Here is a 22903-nt window from a genome sequence, read left to right on the forward strand (position 1 = left end):
ATTAAATAAAAAACCGGCCACTGGGGACCGGTCTTCTTCGAATGGACAGTATCAACCAATATGGGTTAAACCGCCCATATAAGGTCGCAATACTTCTGGCACTTCGATGCGGCCATCTGCCAACTGATAGTTTTCCAAAATAGCGACCATGGTACGGCCTACAGCCAGACCAGAACCGTTCAGGGTGTGTAGCAGTTCAGGTTTCTTCTCGCCTTTACGACGGAAACGTGCCTGCATACGGCGCGCTTGGAAGTCAGTCATGTTTGAGCATGAAGAAATCTCACGGTAGGTGCCTTGTGCAGGTACCCAGACTTCCAGATCGTAGGTTTTCGCTGAACCAAAGCCCATGTCACCGGTACACAGGATCACCTTGCGGTATGGCAGCTTCAACAGTTGCAATACTTTCTCTGCATGGCCGGTCAGTTCTTCCAGCGCCGCCATGGAATCTTCAGGCTTCACGATTTGAACCAGCTCAACTTTATCGAACTGGTGCATACGGATCAGACCACGGGTGTCACGGCCATAAGAACCGGCTTCTGAACGGAAACACGGCGTGTGCGCCGTCATACGGATAGGCAGGTCGGCCTCTTCTACGATGGTGTCGCGCACCATGTTGGTCAACGGTACTTCCGCCGTCGGGATCAAAGACATCCCCACGCCCTCTTCAGTCGCAGGTTTGGTGTGGAACAAATCTTCACCAAACTTAGGCAACTGGCCAGTACCAAACAAGCTGTCTGCGTTCACCAGGTAAGGCACATACATCTCTGTATAACCATGTTCTGTGGTGTGCAAATCCAGCATGAACTGTGCAATTGCACGGTGTAAGCGCGCCATCTGGCCTTTCATTACAATAAAGCGCGAACCTGACAGTTTCACCGCACTCGCAAAGTCCAGGCCGCCGGTCAGCTCACCCAGATCAACATGGTCTTTCACTTCAAAATCGTACGTTTTAGGTTCACCCCAAACGGAGATTTCAACGTTCTCTGTCTCATCCTTGCCAACAGGCACTGAATCATCAGCAATGTTTGGCACACCCATGATGATACTGTTCAACTGTTCCTGAAGCTCAGCCAGTTCCGCTTTTGCTTTATCCAGTTCATCACCCAGGTTTTCTACTGCTGCCAGCAGTGGCTGGATATCTTCACCTTTTGCCTTCGCCTGGCCAATGGATTTGGATCGCGCATTACGTTCAGCTTGTAACTCCTCGGTGCGTACTTGCAGCGATTTACGCTTTTCTTCCAGATTACGGAGAGTGTCAACGTCAAGCTTGAAGCCACGACGTGCCAGTTTTTCAGCTGTTGCGTCCAGCTCGGTACGAAGTAGTTTTGAATCCAGCATGTTAATCCTGTGAATCGTTAAACAGTGCCTTAAAAGAAGTTGACGCTGCCACGCACTATTACGGCAACGTCAAATTGAAAGGATTTTCTTCCCGTAGTGAATGACTTTTATCACCACATTTATTGGATAAAACAATACCCAAATTGCCCTATATTTCCTAGCGTTTTCGAGGGCTATTTGCATTCAATTGCTCAAGAAACGCCAGCTTTTCGGCAATTTTGATTTCCATACCACGGTTGACCGGATGGTAATAGCGCGTGCCTTTCATCTCTTGAGGGAAATAGCTTTCGCCAGCAGCATAAGCATTGGGCTCATCATGGGCGTATCGATAGCCATCACCATAGCCCATTTCTTTCATCAGGTTTGTTGGTGCATTACGAAGATGGTTGGGCACCTCATAATCTGGATGCATCTTGGCATCAGAAAGCGCGGCTTTCCACGCAGTGTAAACCGCATTGCTTTTCGCCGCACAGGCCATATACACCGCAGCCTGTGCAATCGCACGCTCCCCTTCAGCCGGTCCTACCCGCGTATAGCAATCCCAGGCGTTAACGGCGATTTCCATCGCCCTTGGGTCAGCGTTACCAATGTCTTCTGAGGCAATTGCAAGCAGCCGACGCGCCACATAAAGCGGATCGCCGCCCGCGGTGATAATCCGAGCATACCAATACAGTGCAGCGTCAGGATCGGATCCGCGTACCGATTTATGGAACGCCGAAATCAGGTCATACCAAAGATCGCCTTTGTTATCGAATCGGGCAATCTTCTCTCCGGCCACTTCAGCCAGAAGTGCCAATGTAATCGTTTTTTTGCCGTCGCTATCAGGCTCTGCCATATCAGATAACAACTCAAGGTAGTTGAGTGTCATCCGCGCATCGCCCGACGTGAAACTGGCCAGTTGGTCTTTTACGCCATCAGCAAAGACCAGATTTTCATTCCCAAGGCCACGTTCACGGTCAGACAGTGCCTGTTCGATAACGTCAAGGATATCTTCCCTGTCGAGGGACTTAAGCTTGTAGACACGGGCACGGGAGAGCAGTGCATTGTTCAGCTCGAATGAGGGGTTTTCGGTGGTCGCACCGATAAACGTAATCGTGCCATCTTCGATGTGTGGCAGGAATGCATCTTGCTGGCTTTTGTTAAAGCGGTGCACCTCGTCTACAAACAAAATGGTTCGACGCCCCACCAATTGGTTTTCTTTGGCCTTGTCGATCGCAAGGCGAATATCTTTCACCCCGGAGGTCACCGCTGAAACACGTTCGATTTCCGCATTCGCGTAACCCGCAGCAACTTCAGCCAACGTGGTTTTTCCCGTGCCCGGCGGCCCCCAAAGTATCATGGAGTGTAACTGACCACTTTCCAGTGCGCGGCGAAGCGGTTTACCCTCAGCAAGCAGATGCTTTTGCCCGATATACTCTTTCAGGTTAGTTGGCCGCATACGCGCGGCCAGGGGACGAAAATCGTCCGCAAAATCCAGACTGAAGTTACTCAAATCGGCTATCTCAATTTACTGGCGCTGATCATCCAGCTCGACACCATCAGGAATGGTAAAGGTAAAGGTCGATGCGGCTGGCAACACATTCTGCACATTTTCCAGCTCGAACCGGCTTCGCTGCCCATCCTGCTCGATAACAGCAAATTCGGTGATCTTGCCATCCGGTTTCACACTGACAACAAATTCGCCATGGTTTGACGCTTCCTTGGGAGACAAGGTGAACGTATCCCCATCCTGCTTCACGTTGTAGTTGCCCCAGTCATCCGGATTGTTACGGGTAAGCAGGACAAACGGCGTTTGCGAGGTGGCATCATCCAGCCACATGGCGGTCACTTGCTCAATAAACGGGCTGTAATACCAAAGGGTTTTACCGTCCGAAATCAGGTAGTTTTCATCTGGTGTCACCGTTTCCCAGTTGAACAGGTTCGGGCGTTTTACTGCAAGTTTCCCCTCCCCTTCGCTGATCACCTCACCGTCAGGACTGGTGACGGTCTGCTCAAAACTCGCTGTAAAGCTGTTCAGCTTCGACAGTCGGGCGTTCAGCTCCTGCTGGGGGTTAGCAAATACTGCCGGTGCAACCAGCAGTAGTGACAACAACATCTTTTTCATTCTTATTCCAATCAATCTCTCGGTGGCGGTGGTGGAGCCAGTACTTCCCGGTTCGAGTTATGTCCCGGAGGACTTACGATTCCCTGGGCTTCCAATTGCTCAACAATACGTGCCGCACGGTTATAGCCAATCTTGAAACGGCGCTGTACGCCTGAGACCGATGCTCGGCGTGATTCCGTCACAAACTCAACCACCTGATCAAACAGCTGGTCCAGCTCGTCGCCGTCACCACCTTCTGCTGCTTCACCCGGCAACAGGCCATCACTGCCCTGATCGCCACTGGTGATCTCTGAAATGTACTGTGGCTTACCACGCGCCTTCCAGTTGCTGACAACACGGTGCACTTCATCATCGTTGACAAAAGCACCATGCACACGGGCTGGATGGTTGGAACCGTTTGGCATAAACAGCATGTCTCCCATACCCAACAGGGATTCTGCACCGCCCTGATCCAGGATGGTCCGGGAGTCAGTCTTGGTCGATACGGTAAACGCCATACGCGTTGGAATGTTAGCCTTGATAAGGCCGGTAATGACATCCACCGATGGGCGCTGCGTCGCCAACACCAGGTGAATACCTGCTGCACGCGCTTTTTGGGCAAGACGGGCAATCAGCTCTTCCACTTTCTTACCCACCACCATCATCAGATCAGCAAATTCATCGACAATCACCACGATGTACGGCAGCTTTTCCAGCACCGGCGCAGTTTCATCCATGCTGTCACCCGGTTTCCAAAGCGGATCAGGGATTGGATGGTTTGCTTCCGCCGCTTCACGTATTTTATCGTTATAACCGGCAATATTACGCACGCCCAGCGCTGACATCAGTTTGTAGCGGCGTTCCATTTCCGCCACACTCCAGCGAAGCGCGTTGGCGGCATCTTTCATATCGGTGACCACTTCGGTCAACAAATGTGGGATACCCTCATAAACAGAAAGTTCCAGCATTTTCGGGTCAATCATGATGAAGCGGACATCTTCAGGCCCCGCTTTATAAAGCATACTGACGATCATCACGTTCACACCGACCGACTTACCGGAACCCGTTGTACCGGCCACCAGCAAGTGCGGCGCTTTAGCAAGATCTGTCACAATAGCTTCGCCTGCGATGTCTTTACCCAGCACCACTGAGAGCGGTGATTTTGAGGACTGGAAGCGCTCGCTGGCAATTACTTCTGACATAAACACGGTTTCACGGCTGGCGTTTGGCAGCTCAAGACCGATATAAGGTTTACCCGGAATCACATCCACCACGCGAACAGCACTGGTGGAAAGCGAACGGGCGATGTCTTTGGACAGACCCATGATGCGGCTGACTTTCACACCCGGCGCCAATTCCAGTTCAAAGCGGGTGATCACAGGTCCGGGGAAGATACCTTTCACCGTTACCTTGATTTTGTATTCTTCAAGGCGGGTTTCAATCAGGCGCGCCTGATATTGCAGCTCTTCATCCGATGCCCGGGTTGCCGTATTGCGTGGCGGATCCAGCAAATCGATGGTTGGCAAGGGTTCTGTTGGCTTCGGCAGGTTAGGTTCGTCTTTCACTAAGAATGGGTGAACGGCTCGCGCTGCATTTTTCTGCGCCTCACGGATTGTTTCCATGAATGGGTCTTCATCGGGGATCACAGATTCAGCCTGGGCACGATCCAGTTCAGACAAGCCGTCAGTATTGCCAATGACAATCTCTTCACGGGATTCTTCAATATCCACCCCTTCCGTTGAACCAAAGCTAACGTCGTCATCCCAAGGTGCGACATCTTCTTCCAAAGCTGGATCTTGTGAGTCAACAGTCTGGATAACCGGTTGAGTTAACTCTGGCGCTTCATAGATTTCCGCACTTTCATCGGCATTCGCCTTATGGTCAGCATTGGCAAAAACAGGCATTGGATCGGGTGCAATTTCCGGCTCGTTAATCGGCTCAAAAGACATTACCGGCTCTTTACGTTCTGCCGGTCTTGCCGCATGAATAACCGGTGGTGCCGATTGAACCGGATGATCATTCTCAGCACCAACACGCTGCACTTTATTCAATAGGGATACATCAGCCAGTTCCCGTTTTTCTATGGCAGGTTTGGTGAATAATGGATCGTTGTCATCCATACTCTCTTCAAGATCTGATGTATCAACGGTAGAACCAATCATCTGCGGCTGGTCACCACGAACACGGTTAACCAACCAGGTTGTTGCGGTAAGCGTTTTCTCGCCAAGCGTATCCACGATGGTTAGCCAGGAGATGCCGGTAAACAAGGTGAACCCCGCCGCCCACAAGAACATCAGCACCAGAGTGGTGCCAAGCAGGTTGAACAGTGGCATCGACAGTTCCGTCAGCACATCGCCAACCACGCCACCAGAAGAAAAAAACCAGAAGTCGTCAAAGTTAAGATCCGCCAGCCCGCAGCTGGTCAGCAACAGCAACACAACGCCAAGAATCTTGGTGGCAAGAATTGTGTAATTGAGTGGATCAGACTCGGTACGACGACGGAAAAATACCCAGCCACCAAGCAGCAATAAAAATGGCAGAGGGTATGCAAGTGTCCCTAACGTAAAAAACAGGGTGTCAGCGACCCATGCGCCGGCATTGCCTGCCGCATTTCGTACTGGACCATCCCAAGCAGTTTGAGACCATGAAGGATCGGAAGAATCATAACTGAGCAGAGAAACAAGGATAAACACAGCAGACAACAGCGCAAGGATCAGTGCGCTCTCTTTCAAACGTTGCACGCCGTCAAGTCGACGTGAGGTGTCTGTCTGTTTCTGCTCCTGACGCAAAAAGAACTCCATTATCACCTATCTTTACTAACGTTAAGCCGTGAAATCGTTGTAGCAGTTTTGTTCTTTTATGTTATTACGCGAGTCATCTGGCGAAAAACGCGTCGATTTCAGGCAACTACTGGGTTAATACCCATGCTTTTGCAAAAGTGTACACCAAACAAAAAAACAAACCGAGCAGCAAGCTGCTCGGTTTGCACAATATAACACTTATCAGCACGCTCTTTGTCCGGGAGCTGTGAGCATGTTAACGCGTTTTGATCACCAGATGGTTAGTCTGTTTCACCTCTTCCATCACCACATAGGTGCGGGTGTCGTTCACACCCGGAAGACGCAACAACGTCTCACCGAGCAATTTACGGTAAGCAGACATATCTGATACCCGGGTTTTCAACAAATAGTCGAAATCACCCGACACAAGATGACACTCCTGGATATCTTCAAGCTGTTGAACCGCCTTGTTAAACTGTTCAAACACATCCGGCGCTCCCCGGTTCAGGGTAATTTCCACAAATACCAGCAGCGACGCATCAAGAAACTGAGGGTTCAAAAGTGCTGTATACCCGGAGATATACCCTTGTCGCTCAAGACGACGAACACGCTCAAGACATGGGGTTGGCGACAATCCTACTCGCTTCGACAACTCAACATTTGACACGCGGCCATCTTTTTGAAGTTCGTTAAGGATATTTCTGTCAATACGGTCCAATTCCTTGGAGGGTTTCTTTTTGGCTTCAACCATTTTTTATTCCACCTTTTTACTTCCTTGCAACGTTAAATGCCATCATTCCTAACATGTTTTATATATTTAGCATCAAATCCGGTTTTCGGCGAACTATACTAGCTTTAAACACAACAATACAACAGAACAACAGCCAATAACTCTACAAAGAAGCGAGGAATCAGGATGATCATTGGTGTACCTAAAGAAATCAAGAACCACGAGTATCGTGTAGGTATGGTCCCTGCAAGCGTTCGCGAGCTGATATCCCATGGCCACACTGTTCACGTCCAATCGCAGGCAGGCGCGGGCATCGGCTTCAGCGATGATGATTACATCAAGGCTGGTGCATCAATTCTTCCAACGGCAGAAGACGTTTTCGCTGCTGCTGAAATGATTGTCAAAGTTAAAGAGCCACAGGCTGTTGAACGTGCCATGCTTCGCGAAGGACAAATTTTGTTTACTTATTTGCACCTTGCACCAGATTTTTCACAGACACAAGACCTTATCAAGAGCAACGCTGTCTGTATAGCCTATGAAACCGTAACAGATTCTAAGGGCAGATTGCCACTTTTGGCACCCATGTCGGAAGTGGCAGGACGAATGTCCATCCAGGCAGGCGCACAAGCGCTGGAAAAATCACGCGGTGGCGCAGGCATGCTGTTAGGAGGCGTCCCCGGGGTTGAACCAGCGAAAATCGTGGTGTTGGGCGGTGGTGTTGTCGGGTCGAATGCTGCCCGGATAGCCGTTGGCATACGTGCAGAGGTCACAATATTAGAGCGTAACATCGACACCCTTCGTGCATTAGACGAAGAGTTTCAGGGTCGCGCAAAAGTCTTATATTCGACAGAAGAAATTCTTGAAAAACACGTTCTCGCCGCAGATTTAGTCATCGGAGCAGTGCTAATCCCCGGTGCTGCCGCCCCAAAACTGGTTAGCGCAGACCACATCAAACGCATGAAGTCGGGTTCAGCCGTTGTTGATGTAGCTATCGACCAGGGAGGGTGTTTCGAAACATCTAAAGCAACCACACATGCAGATCCTACCTATATCGTGGATGACGTCGTCCACTACTGCGTAGCGAACATGCCCGGCGCTGTCGCTCGCACCTCGACATTTGCACTGAATAACGCCACATTACCTTACATTGTAAAACTGGCTAACCTCGGCTACCGGGAGGCGTTGTTATCGGATCCCAACCTGATGAATGGTCTGAATGTGATTGATGGTAAGGTGACGATAAAAGAAGTCGCAGAAGCGTTCGGGCTGGAATATGTTGACCCAAGAAGAACACTGGCCTAACTCCCTTATAATAAACGGGTAATAACAGATAACATTTTTCGCTACAGGGCACCGCATGGTGCCCTTTCTTTAGCGCTACATTTTCCCTACAATCTCTTCCATTGCATAACACTAAGTCCACCCGGAGAAATAATGAGCAACGTAAAGCACGCAAGCCTTCTAATCTTAGGTTCTGGCCCTGCTGGTTACACTGCTGCGGTATATGCAGCGCGTGCTAACCTGAAGCCTGTTATGGTGACAGGTATGCAACAGGGCGGTCAGCTAACGACCACGACAGAGGTTGAAAACTGGCCGGGTGATGCTGAAGGTCTGACTGGCCCGGCGCTGATGGAGCGTATGAAAGAACACGCTGAAAAATTTGACACTGAAATCATTTTCGACCACATCAACGAAACCGATCTGACCCAGCGCCCTTTCCGCCTGAAAGGCGACAACGGCGAGTACACCTGTGACGCACTGATCATCGCAACCGGCGCATCGGCACAATATCTGGGCATGGAATCAGAAGAAAACTTCAAAGGTCGTGGTGTTTCAGCCTGTGCGACTTGCGACGGTTTCTTCTACCGCAACCAGAAAGTGGCGGTTATCGGTGGTGGAAACACCGCAGTTGAAGAAGCACTTTATCTGTCCAATATCGCTTCAGAGGTACATCTGATTCACCGTCGCGACACGTTCCGTGCAGAAAAAATTCTGGTCAGCCGTCTGATGGACAAAGTTGAGAGCGGCAACATCATTCTGCATACTGACCGTGTTCTCGATGAAGTGCTGGGTGATGACATGGGTGTCACAGGTGTTCGTATTAAAGATACCCAATCAGACGCAACTGAAGAGCTGGATGTAATGGGCGTGTTTGTCGCCATTGGTCATAAGCCGAACACCGATATTTTTGAAGGCCAACTGGAAATGAACAACGGTTATATCAAAGTTCAGTCAGGTCTTGAAGGCAATGCAACACAAACCAGTGTTGAAGGTGTCTTTGCTGCAGGTGACGTGATGGACCACATCTATCGTCAGGCAATTACCTCCGCAGGTACAGGTTGTATGGCGGCATTGGATGCCGAACGCTACCTGGATGCACTTGAGAAAAAACAGTAATCCATCTTTATCAGGCCCACTTTTGGTTGGGCCTGTATTTTTGTCATATCAGCCTTCCAGATCCGATACGAACCAAGGAAAGCAACCACGCCTGACTGTATCGGAAATATAACAATACCTATGAAGTACTATGGATAAAAAGAAACAGCGCTCGCTCGCCCAATGGCTCAAGGGGCAAAGCAAGCTAGGAAAAAACTGGCTAATGACAGCCATTGGACTGGCGTTTTTATCCGGCCTTTTTTTGGTCGCTCAGGCCGCTTTACTCGCTGACATCCTTCATCAATTGATCATCGATAATGCCAACAAAGCTGACCTCTGGTTGTCTTTTGTTGCGCTTGGCATTGTTGTCTGTATCCGTGCACTATGCAGTTGGGGGAAAGAGCAGGCAGGTTACCGTGCCGGGGAAGCCGTCCGCCTGCATATTCGCAGACTGATCCTCGATAAACTTCATACACTTGGCCCTGCTACTATTCAGGGGAAACCAGCGGGTACCTGGGCCAGTCTGGTACTTGAGCAAGTGGAGGAAATGCAGGATTTCTTTGCCCGTTATCTGCCACAGATGGCAATTGCAGTATTAATTCCCTTTATTATCCTGATTGCTGTTTTTCCGCTTAACTGGGCTGCAGGCCTGATCTTCCTTCTCACAGCTCCGCTGGTACCGTTTTTTATGGCCTTGGTCGGTATGGGTGCCGCAGACGCCAACCGCCGCAACTTCAAAGCACTGCAACGCCTGTCGGGCCACTTTTATGACCGTCTCCGTGGTCTGTCAACAATCCGTTTGTTTGATCAGGCTGACGCAGAGAGCAATCACCTTCGCGTCGCGTCCGATGATTTTCGAAAGCGCACCATGGAAGTGCTGCGTCTGGCGTTTCTCTCTTCTGCCGTACTGGAATTCTTTACCGCACTTTCCATTGCGGTTACCGCCGTCTACTTTGGTTTCAGCTACATTGGAGAGCTGAACTTCGGCCATTATGGTATCGGAATCTCACTGTTTATCGGTCTCTTTGTACTGGTATTGGCTCCTGAGTTTTATCAGCCCCTGCGTGATCTGGGCACGTTTTACCATGCCAAAGCACAGGCCATTGGCGCCGCTGAATCAATCGTGAATTTTCTGGAAGCAACCCCAGAACATCAGGCATCAGGTAACGTTAAGATTTCGAGCGATGCCATCTCAATCAGCGCCGATAATCTGGAAGTGCTCAGCCCTGATGGCGTCGTGCTGGCTGGTCCTGTCAGCTTTACGATTCAATCTGGACAAAAAGTTGCTCTGGTAGGGCAAAGTGGCGCAGGTAAAACCAGCCTTATCAACGCGATTCTCGGCTTTCTCCCCTATCGTGGCAGCCTGACCATCAATGGTGTAGAGCTGAATGCCGCCGATCTGGCGTACTGGCGTAAACAGATCAGCTGGGTAGGCCAGAACCCGCAACTTTTTCATGGCACCATCAAAGACAACATTAGCCTGGCAGTTCCCATGGCAACGGACGAACAAATTCAGCGTGTCGCGAAGGCAGCATACGCGGACGAGTTCATCCAGCGCCTGGAAAAAGGTATGGCTCACCCTGTAGGCGACCGGGCAGCTGGCCTCTCTGTTGGTCAGGCTCAGCGTATTGCTGTTGCCCGTGCACTGCTTCAGGATGGACGCTTTTGGTTGCTTGATGAACCAACCGCCAGTCTGGACGCTGCCAGTGAACGCTTAGTGATGGAAAGCCTTGAGCGGGCAACCAGAGACACCACGACCTTGTTAGTCAGCCACCGTATCGATCAGTTGGGCGGCTGTGACAATATCTTGGTGATGCAAAAAGGCAGATTGGTGCAACAGGGCACCTTTGAGGCACTGAAACATGAAGGGATCTTCGCAGAGATGATCCAGGCAGTAGACAGGAGCGATCTCGATGCGTGATTTGATCCCCTTTCTTAAACTTTATAAGAAGCATTGGTTTGGCCTGTCTCTGGGCATGTTGCTTTCGTTTGCCACCCTGGCAGCGGCGATTGGCCTTCTGACCCTTTCCGGGTGGTTTATTGCCGCATCGGCTGTCGCTGGCCTGCTCGCCACCCAGAACTTTAACTATATGCTTCCGGCAGCCGGTGTCCGAGGGTTTTCAATTGCACGTACCGCAGGCCGTTGGGGTGAGCGTGTTGTCAGCCACAATGCTACCTTCAAGCTTTTGGCAGACTTGCGTATTTTCTTCTTTAACCAACTGACACCGCTGATTCCGGGCAAAGTGGGCAACCTTCGCGATGCCGACATCCTGAACCGACTTGTGGCTGATGTTGATGCCATGGACCACGTCTATCTGCGTCTGGTCAGTCCGCTGATTGTCGGTGTGCTGGGGATTTTGTGTATCAGCGGGTTTCTGTATTGGTTTGATCCAGTGCTAGGCCTGACATTGGGTATCATCCTGCTGTCTCTGATGTTAGTGCTGCCTGTGGTGTTTTACCGCTTGGGTAAGCCGCACGGTGCAGAGATCACCAAAGCGAAATCAGAACTGCGTGTCTCCCTGCTTGACTGGTTACAGGGACATGCCGAACTGCAGATCTTTGGCGCCGCAGACCGTTACCGCGAACATGCGGAAGAAGCGGAGCAGCGTCTACTAGGGGCACAACGCCAGATGGCGGGTATTACCGGCCTGGCGAACGGTGTACTGTTATCAGCCAACGGACTGACTCTGGTATTTATGCTCTGGATAGCGGCGGATGGTGTCGGTGGTGAGTTGCCTAATCCCTATGTAGCTATGGTAGCGTTTGCCACGATGGCGAGCTTTGAGCTGATGATGCCAGTTGCCGGTGCATTCCAGTACCTGAGCCAAACCATTACGTCCGCTAAACGCTTGAACGAGATTATCGAAGCCAAACCGGAAACCCCGTTTGACCCGATGGGCTACAACAACACAGCTAAGGGAGATATCTGTTTCGATAATGTCAGTTTTACTTACGCCGGGGCAGAAAAACCCGCGGTCAACGAGGTTTCCCTGAACATCAAAGCCGGGGAAAAAGTGGCTCTGCTGGGTCGTACAGGATGCGGTAAATCAACCCTGCTACAGCTGATCACCCGTTCCTGGGATCCGCAATCAGGTTCAATCAGTGTTGACGGTGTTGCACTGGATACCTGGCGCGAGTCTGCATTACGAAGCTCGATTGCCGTTGTCAGCCAGCGTGTTGATGTATTTAACGGTACGCTGCGCCATAATCTGACCATGGCCAAACCCACCGCAACCGATGGAGAGCTGATCTCAGTTATCGAACAGGTTGGCCTCTCAGCCCTGCTGGAAGGACCGGGGCTGGATACCTGGCTGGGTGACGGTGGCCGCCAGCTTTCAGGAGGTGAACGTCGCCGTCTGGGCATCGCCCGAGCCTTGCTTCGGGATGCGCCTATCCTGCTGCTGGATGAACCCACAGAAGGATTGGATGTTCAGACTGAACAGCAAATCCTTTCGTTGCTGCTGAATCATGCAGAAGATAAAACAGTGCTGTTTATTACTCACCGTCTGGTCGGGCTGGCAAACATGGACAAGGTCTGTCTGATGGATGAAGGCCAAATCATCGAACAAGGCTCACATGAATCACTGAAAACTGCAAACGGGCGATACAGCCAGTTGCTTCAGCGTATTCAGTAAGCCATTTATCTATACCTTCATAACCAGAAGTTGATGAACTTCTGGTTATGTGGCAATAAAAGGAATATTGCTCCCTTTTTCACGTTAATGATTGAGACATGACAATTTACCTTCCGCCATTGGATGACAACAACCCCGAACGCTTTCCACCTGTTTCATCAGCCTTAGATGAACCAGATGGCCTGCTGGCGATTGGCGGTGATCTTTCTCCGGAACGCCTGCGGGCCGCGTATTCCCGAGGCATCTTTCCCTGGTTTGGTGTTGACGAGCCTTTATTCTGGTGGTCACCGGCTGAGCGTGCTGTCATTGACCCATCGACATTCGTTCCCGCCCGTAGCCTGAAGAAGTTTGTCCGAAAGCAAGGCTACAGGGTCTCGGTCAATCAGGCATTCGAACAGGTTATCCAGCATTGCGCACTGATCCGTGGTGAACACCAGGTCTGGATCACACCGGAAATGCGGGAAGCCTATACCCTGCTTCATCAGTTAGGTTCAGCCCACAGCGTGGAGGTATGGCAAGAAGGTGAGCTGATAGGCGGCTTGTACGGTGTGAACGTCGGAACCCTTTTCTGCGGCGAATCCATGTTCTCCCTGAAAACCAACGCCTCAAAAACCGCGCTATGGTATTTCTGTGAGCATTTCAAACGCGGAGGCGGCCAGATGATTGACTGCCAGATGATGACTGATCACCTTGCATCGCTTGGGGCAAAACCGATGCCAAGGGACACCTTTGTCCAACTTGTTGAGGACATGAAAAATCAGGTGACGGATGCATCACTGTTCCGTTCACAATGGATTGATATCACCCATGACTAACCAGACGATAAATATTGGGGTGATGGCACCGTCTTCCTGCAGTTATCTTCCAGACCAGCAAGAGTCTGTGGCGTTGGTGTTAACCCCGGAAATGCATACGGTGAGCGGATACAGCCTTCTGGTAAAAAGTGGCTTCCGGCGCAGTGGTAACCATATCTACCGTCCCTATTGCCAAGCCTGTACCGCTTGTCACTCACTTCGTGTGGACACCTACAACTTTACCCCTTCCAGAAGCCAAAAACGCCACCTAAGCCAACTCAAACGATTGGATGTGGTGATGAAAGACACAATGGACAATGACTGGTTTCCATTGTACGAACGTTATATTACTGCCCGCCATGCCAATGGTTCTATGTATCCGGCGAATGAACACGATTTCTCCTCCTTTGTGCAAAGTGACTGGCAAACGTCTCAATACCTGCACCTTTACGAAGACGGGAAGCTTATTGCTATTGCCGTTACCGATGTGCTTGAGAATGGCTACAGCGCCATCTACAGTTTTTTCGAACCGGATCATAGTTGGTCTCTCGGCTCACTGTGCGTTCTAGCCCAAATCCAGAAAGCCCGTGAAAACAACATTCCCTGGCTCTATCTCGGCTTTCAAATCGACGCCTGCAGTGCCATGAACTACAAACAGAAATTCGTCCCTCACCAAAGGTATATCGCAGGCGTATGGGTAGAGGGCGAAAGATATCGGCGTTGAGCAACGGGTCGTATACAAACCTGCTACTGCCTTCAATTTATTCTGCCTATTGAAACGGAAATACGTGCAAAGCATAACCTTTCACCGATTTTTACTGGTCAGTACGGGAGCAAAGGGGTAAAATTCGCCCCCTAATCTTTACAGACTCAATCAATCAAGGCATTATCTGCCGGTCAAAATTTGGCTGATCGGTAGCCCAAGAGGATTAAATGGCAAAAGAAGACGTAATTGAATTGCAAGGTGTTGTCCTGGACACCCTGCCAAACACCATGTTCCGCGTAGAGCTTGAGAACGGTCACGTAGTTACAGCTCACATCTCAGGTAAGATGCGCAAAAACTACATCCGTATCCTGACCGGTGACAAAGTTACCGTTGAGATGACACCTTACGATTTGTCGAAAGGTCGTATCATCTTCCGCGCGCGCTAATCCTCACGTCTCGCGAAACACAAAAAACCCGGCGATTGCCGGGTTTTTGTCGTTTTGCTGATCCGGGTGCAAAACACCCGGATACAGAATTATTACGTATTACGCAGGTTCCATTTCATCGCTGAAACTGAAAGTCAGTTTGTCGTTTTTTACACCAACTTTGACCGTTCCACCATTGACCAAACATCCAAACAACAGCTCGTTTGCCAAGTTCTTTTTAACGTGCTCCTGCATCACCCTCGCCATTGGGCGGGCACCCATGGACTTGTCATAGCCCTTCTCTGACAGCCAGAGTTTCGCTTTATCAGTCACCTCAAGCGATACACCACGCGCATCAAGCTGCGCTTGCAGTTCGACAATAAACTTATCAACAACCTGCAGGATGATGCTCTTGTCGAGGTGATTGAACCAGATAATATTATCCAGACGGTTACGGAATTCCGGTGAAAACACTTTCTTGATTTCCGACATCGCATCATGGCTGTGATCCTGCTGGATCAGACCAATCGACTTACGAACGGTTTCAGTCACACCCGCATTAGTCGTCATCACCAAGATGACATTACGGAAATCGGCTTTACGGCCATTATTGTCTGTCAACGTACCGTTATCCATCACTTGCAACAGCAGGTTAAAGACATCCGGATGTGCTTTCTCAATCTCATCCAGCAGCACAACACAATGGGGGTGCTTGATCACCGCATCCGTCAACAGACCGCCCTGATCATAACCAACGTAACCCGGAGGGGCACCAATCAAACGGCTCACCGTGTGGCGTTCCATGTATTCGGACATGTCAAAGCGCTGAAGCTCGATTCCCATCGCACGGGCTAACTGCACCGTTACCTCCGTTTTACCGACGCCCGTAGGACCGGCAAACAGAAATGAACCCACAGGCTTATTCTCTGCCCCTAACCCTGCACGGCTGAGCTTGATCGCCTCGCACAATGCGCTGATGGCGTCATCCTGCCCAAACACCAGCATTTTCAGCTTCTGTTCAAGTGATTGCAGCACATCGCGATCTGTCGAAGACACTGATTTCTCAGGGATACGCGCCATCTTGGCGATCATGGCTTCAATATCACCCACACCAACCGTTTTCTTACGCTTACTGGCTGGTGCAAGACGACAACGCGCGCCTGCTTCATCAATGACATCAATGGCCTTGTCAGGCAAGTGTCGCTCGTTAATGTATTTTGCCGACAATTCCACCGCAGCACGAATCGCCTTATTGGTGTAACGAACTTCGTGGTGCGCTTCATATTTGGGTTTCAGTCCCATCAGGATCTTGGTGGTGTCATCCAGCGACGGTTCAACCACATCAATTTTCTGGAAGCGACGTGCCAACGCCCGCTCTTTTTCGAAAATGCTACTGTACTCCTGATAGGTGGTTGATCCAATACAGCGAATCTTACCGCTTGATAATAAAGGCTTAATCAGATTTGCCGCATCAACCTGACCACCGGACGCTGCCCCTGCACCAATAATGGTGTGGATTTCATCGATGAACAACACGGCATGATCTTCTTTTTCCAACTGCTTCAGGATGCCCTTGAAGCGTTTTTCAAAATCACCGCGATACTTGGTACCGGCAAGCAGTGAACCAATATCCAGTGAATAAATCACGCAGTCCTGAATAATGTCAGGCACTTGTCCTTCAACAATACGCCATGCCAGTCCCTCAGCAATGGCTGTTTTACCTACGCCAGCTTCACCCACCAGTAGCGGATTATTTTTCCGACGACGGCACAGCACTTGAATCGTGCGTTCCAGTTCTTTTTCACGTCCAATAAGCGGGTCTATACCACCGACACGTGCCAATTGGTTAAGATTGGTCGCAAAATTCTCAAGGCGCTCTTCCCCACCTTCAACAGCTGCTTCATCTGAAGACAGATCGGAACCAGGCAGTTCTTCATCACTGACAGAGGATTTTGTCGTGCCATGTGAAATGTAATTAACCACATCCAGCCGGCTGATATCGTTCTTTTTGAGAAGGTACGCCGCATGGGACTCCTGCTCGCTGAAAATGGCCACCAGGACATTTGCACCACTTACTTCACTGCGGCCAGAGGACTGAACGTGAAACACAGCACGCTGGAGCACACGTTGGAAGCTCAGGGTCGGCTGAGTCTCTCGATTGTCATCGTCGACGGGAATAAGCGGTGTGGTTTGTTCAATGAATGCTTCCAGCTCTTTGCGCAGAGCATCAAGATCGGCGCGGCAAGCGAGTAATGCTTCCCGGGCTGCCACGTTTTCCAGAAGCGCCAATAGCAGATGTTCAACTGTCATGAACTCATGACGTTTTTCACGTGCTCTTGCAAATGCCCCGTTAAGGCTTGCTTCGAGTTCTTTATTTAGCATAAGGCACCTCCCTCAAATACCACATTATGGTGCGCTGAAGAAAAACCGGTTTCCCTGCTCAGGCCTTCTCCATAGTACACAACAGTGGGTGTTGATGTTCTTTTGCATACATCATGACTTGTGCGACTTTCATCTCGGCAACTTCCGCAGTGTAAATGCCACAAACAGCTCTACCTTCGTAGTGCACCGTCAGCATCAACTGTGTTGCTTTATCAATGTCCATTGAAAAGAAACGTTGCAACACCTCCACAACAAACTCCATGGGGGTGTAGTCATCGTTATTCAATACCACTTTATATAACGATGGCGGTTTTAATTTGGTTTCTTCCGCCTCTTTAACGTCAGAATCCGGAACTATCCACTCGTACTTTTTGCTCATAAGGGCTTACAATCTTTAAGGTAGCTCAAGTGTTTCTTACAAAACAATTATTTATACGCCAGAATCCTAGATTGAGACGTCAAACACAAGAATCCCTACCACTCTTTAAAACGTAATGCACAGATTGTATTCCAGCAACCGCTTCATTGCTATGGAAGGTATCTATCGGATGTCATTCCTCTTAGAAAATTGGCTTTTTTTTATCCACTCTCATCCGGCTAAGATCATATCAATAAAGTTTCACTTCAAATTCGGGCACTTACACCCATAGGCATGTAGAAAATTCCATACACAACAATTCAACATCCCATCGTCTCATTTATAGCGGAGCTGTCTCTTTCTCAAACAACTTAATTTCCAAGATGAATGTTTGGTGATTTCATATCACCTTTTACATATATCTAGCACCTAGTGTATTAACATATCAATTCACAATGTACTGTATTGACCGCAATGTATTAGTTTTATTGAAATAAAATAAAAGTCACCCCAGAACACATACACCAATGAAACAGGGAATCATTGACTACCCTATAAATAATCCCAACATATCAAAGTTTTACCTAGACAACTTTTGCGTCATTAATGAAACTTTGTTTACAAAAATGATACCACAATCATCCTTCTGTCAGAACAATAGCCATTTTTATTAAAATGTTGTTATATGAACACTCACAGGCTTGACTGTCTAAATCTTTCTACTAGAGTGGGAGTTGAAGTAAAAACATACAGCATCAATTACTTCTGAGTAACGTGATTGCACATGTTGGTTTTACTCATAATTATGCAATTTGAATGCAAGAGGGATGTTTCGCATGGCAACTGGTACAGTTAAATGGTTTAACAACGCTAAAGGGTTTGGATTCATCTGCCCTGATGAAGGAGAAGGCGATATCTTCGCTCATTATTCAACGATCCAAATGGATGGATACCGCACACTGAAAGCGGGCCAAACAGTGAATTATGAAGTGCAGGAAGGTCCGAAAGGTTACCACGCCAGCCAAATTGTTCCTGTCGAGAGCGATGCCTTAAAATAAACCGTGTTGCTAAAAGCTTTTTTGCTGCCGGAAGGTTTAAAATAGAAAGAGTGGACGTTGGGTTCGCTCTTTTTGTTCACCTCTCACCGGTGCACTTCTCTTGCTTCTTAACGTTCCCCTATCAATCCTCAGTCTTCAGCAGTATCCCCCTGTGATTTCTCGATAGAGACTTATTGAATGTTATCCGTTAAGTTCCCCCTTTCTACTTCTTACCGGACACTTTGCATAAAAAAACCCAGCCTGAGCCGGGTTCTTCCTTAACCAAAAAACCAAATCACATTTGGTCGATCATGTCTTGGGCGAATTCTGAGCACTTACGCAGTGTTGCACCGTCCATCAGACGCTCAAAGTCATAGGTCACCGTCTTGTTGCTGATCGCTTTTTCCATTGCACTGATAATAAGATCGGCCGCTTCAGTCCAACCCATGTGACGCAGCATCATTTCTGCAGACAGGATCAGAGAGCCAGGGTTCACTTTATCCTGACCTGCATATTTAGGTGCAGTACCGTGCGTTGCTTCAAACAGTGCAACGCCGTCACCAATGTTTGCCCCCGGAGCGATACCGATACCACCTACCTGTGCCGCCAGTGCATCTGAGATGTAGTCACCGTTCAGGTTCATGGTGGCAATCACATCGTACTCCGCAGGACGAAGCAAGATTTGCTGTAAGAAGGCATCAGCAATCACGTCTTTGATGATGATTTCTTTGCCTGTGTTCGGGTTCTTGAGGCTCATCCATGGGCCGCCATCCAGCAGCTCTGCGCCAAACTCTTCTTTCGCGACTTCATAACCCCAGTCTTTAAACGCACCTTCGGTAAACTTCATGATGTTACCTTTGTGCACCAGTGTCATCGACGCACGATCGTTATCGATCGTGTATTGGATAGCTGCGCGAACCAGACGCTTGGTCCCTTCTTCAGAGACCGGTTTAATACCGATACCACACTCTTGTGGGAAACGGATTTTCGTTGCGCCCATTTCGTCTCGCAGGAATTTGATCACTTTGTCAGCTTCTGGCGTGCCAGCTTTGAACTCAACACCTGCGTAAATATCTTCCGAGTTTTCACGGTAGATAACCATGTCTGTCAATTCTGGGTGTTTAAGCGGGCTTGGCACACCATCGAAATAGCGCACTGGACGCGCACAGATATACAGATCCAGCTCTTGGCGCAGTGCAACGTTCAAAGAACGAATACCACCGCCAACAGGGGTAGTCAGAGGGCCTTTAATTGCCACTTTGTATTCACGAATAAAATCCAGTGTTTCCGCTGGCAGCCATTGGTCTTCACCATAGACTTGCGTCGACTTTTCACCCGTGTAGATTTCCATCCAGGAGATCTTACGGTCACCACCGTAAGCTTTTTCGACTGCCGCATCTACAACTTTGAGCATTGCAGGGCTAACATCAACACCAATACCGTCACCTTCAATGTAAGGGATGATTGGGTTGTTAGGAACGACCAGCTTGCCGTTTTCTACCGCAATTTTTTCACCAGCTGGTACGACTACTTTACTTTCCATTTAATTCTCCTAGCGTCCATTTGTTATTTTGCGCTGACCCAACAGAACAATTTTCTGCCACACCCGATCGACTGATTTTCCTTTGTAGCACGTCAGTTAATGGTTCTGTCTGGTATAACATGCGGGCAAAAGAATACTGTAATTCCAGCAACACGCCAATCACATTATTCCATGTATAATACTAAGGTCTCATTTGTTACCCGACCCGATTGACACAACCTAATGACGTTTAAAACCACCCAGAAACGCGGCGCGAAAACGCCATCGTCGAAACCAAGCTTTCGACGCACTTCACGCCGTCGTAATGAAAAACCTTCGCGTCCAAAGGGGCCAACAAAGGTTGTTCTATTCAATAAACCTTTCAATACCCTGACGCAGTTCACCGGTGAGCCCGGTGATTCCACACTGTCGGACTTTATCCCGGTCAAAGATGTCTACCCTGCCGGCCGTCTGGATAAAGACAGTGAGGGACTGCTGGTATTGACTAACGATGGCATTTTGCAGGCGCGCCTGACTCAACCTAAGTCGAAATCGGCCAAAACATATTGGGTGCAAGTGGAAGGCATCCCCTCAAAAAGCGCACTGAATGCACTCCGTGACGGTGTAGAATTGAACGACGGTTGGACACTGCCAGCTATCGTTGAAATCATGGATGAACCGACGATTTGGGATCGTAATCCACCTATCCGCCACCGCCCTTCTGTGCCGACCACCTGGCTTTCTATTACACTGACTGAGGGAAGAAACCGTCAGGTCCGGCGGATGACAGCAGCGGTAGGTCACCCAACACTTCGTCTGGTGCGTTACCAAATGGGCAACTGGACCGTTGATGGACTGCTACCCGGTGAATGGCGTGAAGTACCGCCACCTGCACGCCATTAATTTGTGACTCATATCCCATCTGTAACCGCGTAAAGGTTTCTGTTAAACTCTGCCCCCGATTTTATTGGAGCTAGAAATTTCGTCATGTCAGATAACAGCAGCAAAAAAGTTATTGTCGGTATGTCCGGCGGCGTCGACTCCTCAGTGTCCGCTTATTTACTGAAGCAACAGGGCTATCAGGTAGAAGGCCTGTTTATGAAAAACTGGGAAGAAGATGATAACGACGAGTATTGCTCGGCGGCGGAAGATCTGGCCGATGCACAGGCCGTTTGCGACAAGTTAGGGATCCCGCTTCACACCATCAACTTTGCCGCAGAGTACTGGGACAATGTGTTCGAGCACTTCCTGACCGAATATAAAGCCGGTCGCACGCCGAATCCGGACATCCTGTGCAACAAAGAGATTAAATTCAAAGCATTCCTGGAGTTTGCTGACGAAGTACTGGAAGCAGACTACATTGCGATGGGCCATTATGTTCGCCGTACTTTCCCTACACAGGAAGGCGAAAAGGCACAAATGCTCCGCGGTCTCGACAGTAACAAAGACCAGAGCTATTTTCTTTATACATTAAGCCACGATCAGGTTGCCCGTAGCCTGTTCCCGGTCGGCGACCTGGAAAAGCCGGAAGTACGCCGTATCGCAGAAGAACAAGGGCTGGTCACCGCGAAAAAGAAAGACTCCACAGGCATCTGCTTTATCGGGGAACGCAAGTTTACTGACTTCCTGTCTAAGTACCTGCCTGCGCAACCGGGTATTATTGAAACCGTTGATGGTAAAAAGATTGGAGAGCACCAGGGCTTGATGTATCACACTCTGGGTCAGCGCAAAGGTCTGCACATTGGAGGCCAAAAAGGCGGTAACGGCAACGAGGCGCCTTGGTACGTGGTTGATAAAGATGTCGAGCGCAACGTTCTGATTGTTGCGCAGGGTCATGACCATCCGCGCCTTTTCTCGAAAGGTCTGATTGCCGCACAGCTGCATTGGGTAGATCGTAAAATAATGACCGATCCATTGAAGTGCACCGTAAAAACGCGATATCGCCAGCAAGACATATCATGTACCATCGAGCCCATTGATGGCGATCAGATCAAAGTGATCTTTGATGAACCGCAAGCGGCGGTGACCCCTGGTCAGTCAGCGGTATTTTACAGCGGTGATGTTTGCCTGGGTGGCGGCATCATCGAACAGCGTATTTAAGGAGCATTCATCTGTGGCTAATACTTTGTTTGATCGTACCATCGCGTTCGCAGGTATCTGTCAATCCGTCAAACTGGTTCAGGAAATAGCACGCAAGGGAAGTTGTGATTACGACGCGCTGAGTGCCAGCTTGAACAGTATTATCCTCACGAATCCCTCTTCAACCCTGGAGGTTTTCGGCAACGAAGAAAACCTCACTGTCGGTTTGAATACCTTGATTAATGAATTGGATAACAGCCCCGGAGGCAGTGAGCTCACCCGTTATCTGATTAACCTCCTCGCGCTGGAGCGCAAACTGTCCGGTCGCCGTGACAGTCTTGCCCAGCTTTCGGACCGTATCGAAACCGTCCAGCGTCAGGTTCAACACTTTGAACTGCTCGATGATCAAATGATCAGCAACCTTGCCAGCATTTACCTCGATACTATCAGCCCATTAGGCCCGAGAATCCAGGTTACCGGCAACCCTGCTCAGCTTCAGCAAACCGGCGTGCAACATAAAGTACGCGCCCTGCTGCTTGCTGGGATCCGCGCTGCTGTCCTGTGGCGTCAGGTAGGTGGCAAGCGCCGTCATCTCATCTTTGGCCGCAAACAAATGATCGAGCAGGCCAAAATCATCCTAGCCAGACATTCGTAATAT

The 22903-nt window shown here is 49.5% G+C and carries 19 protein-coding genes; 11 read left to right on the plus strand and 8 right to left on the minus strand.

Translation table 11 applies throughout. From position 1 onward, the window contains the following. Positions 1-51 precede the first annotated feature (51 nt). The 5 genes from serS to lrp form a co-directional block, all read right to left on the minus strand. Positions 52-1338, minus strand: coding sequence for a serine--tRNA ligase (gene serS, locus AC6IB1_RS11835; protein ID WP_005503320.1), 1287 nt, complete (start codon positions 1336-1338; stop codon positions 52-54). 157 nt (positions 1339-1495) lie between these two features. After that, a complete protein-coding gene (locus AC6IB1_RS11840) occupies positions 1496-2830 on the minus strand; it encodes a replication-associated recombination protein A (protein ID WP_497566834.1) in 1335 nt (444 codons plus the stop codon). Positions 2831-2845: 15 nt separating this feature from the next. Then, the gene (gene lolA / locus AC6IB1_RS11845; protein ID WP_497566835.1) at positions 2846-3442 is read right to left on the minus strand and encodes an outer membrane lipoprotein periplasmic chaperone LolA; all 597 of its coding nucleotides are present in this window, start codon (positions 3440-3442) and stop codon (positions 2846-2848) included. A gap of 11 nt (positions 3443-3453) precedes the next feature. Continuing rightward, entirely contained in the window at positions 3454-6222 is a 2769-nt protein-coding gene (locus AC6IB1_RS11850) for a DNA translocase FtsK 4TM domain-containing protein (RefSeq protein WP_497566836.1), read from the minus strand. A gap of 235 nt (positions 6223-6457) precedes the next feature. Continuing rightward, on the minus strand, positions 6458-6952 hold the full coding sequence (lrp, locus tag AC6IB1_RS11855) for a leucine-responsive transcriptional regulator Lrp (protein WP_040528471.1): 495 nt from the start codon (positions 6950-6952) through the stop codon (positions 6458-6460). 165 nt (positions 6953-7117) lie between these two features. Between lrp and ald the strand changes: the two genes are divergently transcribed. From ald to infA, 7 genes are all read left to right on the plus strand, one after another. Further along, complete coding sequence (ald, locus tag AC6IB1_RS11860; RefSeq protein WP_497566837.1) at positions 7118-8233, plus strand: alanine dehydrogenase; 1116 nt, start codon at positions 7118-7120, stop codon at positions 8231-8233. Between the two features lie 132 nt (positions 8234-8365). Next, positions 8366-9328, plus strand: coding sequence for a thioredoxin-disulfide reductase (gene trxB, locus AC6IB1_RS11865; RefSeq protein ID WP_497566838.1), 963 nt, complete (start codon positions 8366-8368; stop codon positions 9326-9328). 130 nt (positions 9329-9458) lie between these two features. Further along, positions 9459-11228, plus strand: coding sequence for a heme ABC transporter permease/ATP-binding protein CydD (gene cydD / locus AC6IB1_RS11870; protein WP_497566839.1), 1770 nt, complete (start codon positions 9459-9461; stop codon positions 11226-11228). After that, positions 11221-12942, plus strand: a complete 1722-nt coding sequence (cydC, locus tag AC6IB1_RS11875) for a heme ABC transporter ATP-binding protein/permease CydC (protein WP_497566840.1) — start codon at positions 11221-11223, stop codon at positions 12940-12942. Before cydD ends, cydC begins: the two co-directional genes overlap by 8 nt. Before the next feature lie 98 nt (positions 12943-13040). Then, on the plus strand, positions 13041-13757 hold the full coding sequence (gene aat, locus AC6IB1_RS11880) for a leucyl/phenylalanyl-tRNA--protein transferase (RefSeq protein ID WP_497566841.1): 717 nt from the start codon (positions 13041-13043) through the stop codon (positions 13755-13757). Continuing rightward, the gene (locus AC6IB1_RS11885; RefSeq protein WP_497566842.1) at positions 13750-14460 is read left to right on the plus strand and encodes an arginyltransferase; all 711 of its coding nucleotides are present in this window, start codon (positions 13750-13752) and stop codon (positions 14458-14460) included. Before aat ends, AC6IB1_RS11885 begins: the two co-directional genes overlap by 8 nt. 209 nt (positions 14461-14669) lie before the next feature. Continuing rightward, positions 14670-14888: a translation initiation factor IF-1 gene (gene infA / locus AC6IB1_RS11890; RefSeq protein ID WP_005503333.1), complete on the plus strand. Its 219-nt coding sequence runs from the start codon at positions 14670-14672 to the stop codon at positions 14886-14888. Positions 14889-14987: 99 nt separating this feature from the next. Here the strand turns inward: infA and clpA are convergent, their stop codons facing one another. After that, positions 14988-17249 carry an ATP-dependent Clp protease ATP-binding subunit ClpA gene (gene clpA, locus AC6IB1_RS11895; protein ID WP_497566843.1) on the minus strand — a complete coding sequence of 754 codons (2262 nt, stop codon included), beginning with the start codon at positions 17247-17249 and terminating at the stop codon, positions 14988-14990. A 58-nt stretch (positions 17250-17307) separates the two neighbouring features. Further along, positions 17308-17628 carry an ATP-dependent Clp protease adapter ClpS gene (clpS, locus tag AC6IB1_RS11900; protein WP_005503335.1) on the minus strand — a complete coding sequence of 107 codons (321 nt, stop codon included), beginning with the start codon at positions 17626-17628 and terminating at the stop codon, positions 17308-17310. A gap of 815 nt (positions 17629-18443) precedes the next feature. On the opposite strand from clpS, the gene cspD reads away from it, so the two are divergent. Then, positions 18444-18665, plus strand: coding sequence for a cold shock domain-containing protein CspD (cspD, locus tag AC6IB1_RS11905; RefSeq protein WP_497566844.1), 222 nt, complete (start codon positions 18444-18446; stop codon positions 18663-18665). A gap of 274 nt (positions 18666-18939) precedes the next feature. Here the strand turns inward: cspD and icd are convergent, their stop codons facing one another. Then, entirely contained in the window at positions 18940-20187 is a 1248-nt protein-coding gene (icd, locus tag AC6IB1_RS11910; protein WP_005503337.1) for an NADP-dependent isocitrate dehydrogenase, read from the minus strand. Positions 20188-20409: 222 nt separating this feature from the next. Between icd and AC6IB1_RS11915 the strand changes: the two genes are divergently transcribed. The 3 genes from AC6IB1_RS11915 (at position 20410) to hflD (ending at position 22900) form a co-directional block, all read left to right on the plus strand. After that, positions 20410-21069 (plus strand): pseudouridine synthase, encoded by a 660-nt coding sequence (locus tag AC6IB1_RS11915; protein ID WP_497566845.1) that lies wholly within the window; start codon positions 20410-20412, stop codon positions 21067-21069. Positions 21070-21153: 84 nt separating this feature from the next. Beyond that, positions 21154-22266 (plus strand): tRNA 2-thiouridine(34) synthase MnmA, encoded by a 1113-nt coding sequence (mnmA, locus tag AC6IB1_RS11920; protein WP_497566846.1) that lies wholly within the window; start codon positions 21154-21156, stop codon positions 22264-22266. A 13-nt stretch (positions 22267-22279) separates the two neighbouring features. After that, positions 22280-22900, plus strand: a complete 621-nt coding sequence (hflD, locus tag AC6IB1_RS11925) for a high frequency lysogenization protein HflD (protein WP_497566847.1) — start codon at positions 22280-22282, stop codon at positions 22898-22900. The last annotated feature ends 3 nt before the right edge of the window (positions 22901-22903 follow it).

The sequence above is a fragment of the Grimontia sp. THUN1695 genome (genome assembly GCF_059704325.2).

What these genes read in the sequence shown, in the direction of transcription:
- serS (WP_005503320.1), bottom strand. Translation starts at nt 1,338, where the DNA reads ATGCTGGATTCAAAACTACTTCGTACCGAGCTGGACGCAACAGCTGAA.
- lolA (WP_497566835.1), bottom strand. Translation starts at nt 3,442, where the DNA reads ATGAAAAAGATGTTGTTGTCACTACTGCTGGTTGCACCGGCAGTATTT.
- AC6IB1_RS11850 (WP_497566836.1), bottom strand. Translation starts at nt 6,222, where the DNA reads ATGGAGTTCTTTTTGCGTCAGGAGCAGAAACAGACAGACACCTCACGT.
- lrp (WP_040528471.1), bottom strand. Translation starts at nt 6,952, where the DNA reads ATGGTTGAAGCCAAAAAGAAACCCTCCAAGGAATTGGACCGTATTGAC.
- ald (WP_497566837.1), top strand. Translation starts at nt 7,118, where the DNA reads ATGATCATTGGTGTACCTAAAGAAATCAAGAACCACGAGTATCGTGTA.
- trxB (WP_497566838.1), top strand. Translation starts at nt 8,366, where the DNA reads ATGAGCAACGTAAAGCACGCAAGCCTTCTAATCTTAGGTTCTGGCCCT.
- cydD (WP_497566839.1), top strand. Translation starts at nt 9,459, where the DNA reads ATGGATAAAAAGAAACAGCGCTCGCTCGCCCAATGGCTCAAGGGGCAA.
- cydC (WP_497566840.1), top strand. Translation starts at nt 11,221, where the DNA reads ATGCGTGATTTGATCCCCTTTCTTAAACTTTATAAGAAGCATTGGTTT.
- aat (WP_497566841.1), top strand. Translation starts at nt 13,041, where the DNA reads ATGACAATTTACCTTCCGCCATTGGATGACAACAACCCCGAACGCTTT.
- AC6IB1_RS11885 (WP_497566842.1), top strand. Translation starts at nt 13,750, where the DNA reads ATGACTAACCAGACGATAAATATTGGGGTGATGGCACCGTCTTCCTGC.
- infA (WP_005503333.1), top strand. Translation starts at nt 14,670, where the DNA reads ATGGCAAAAGAAGACGTAATTGAATTGCAAGGTGTTGTCCTGGACACC.
- clpA (WP_497566843.1), bottom strand. Translation starts at nt 17,249, where the DNA reads ATGCTAAATAAAGAACTCGAAGCAAGCCTTAACGGGGCATTTGCAAGA.
- clpS (WP_005503335.1), bottom strand. Translation starts at nt 17,628, where the DNA reads ATGAGCAAAAAGTACGAGTGGATAGTTCCGGATTCTGACGTTAAAGAG.
- cspD (WP_497566844.1), top strand. Translation starts at nt 18,444, where the DNA reads ATGGCAACTGGTACAGTTAAATGGTTTAACAACGCTAAAGGGTTTGGA.
- icd (WP_005503337.1), bottom strand. Translation starts at nt 20,187, where the DNA reads ATGGAAAGTAAAGTAGTCGTACCAGCTGGTGAAAAAATTGCGGTAGAA.
- AC6IB1_RS11915 (WP_497566845.1), top strand. Translation starts at nt 20,410, where the DNA reads ATGACGTTTAAAACCACCCAGAAACGCGGCGCGAAAACGCCATCGTCG.
- mnmA (WP_497566846.1), top strand. Translation starts at nt 21,154, where the DNA reads ATGTCAGATAACAGCAGCAAAAAAGTTATTGTCGGTATGTCCGGCGGC.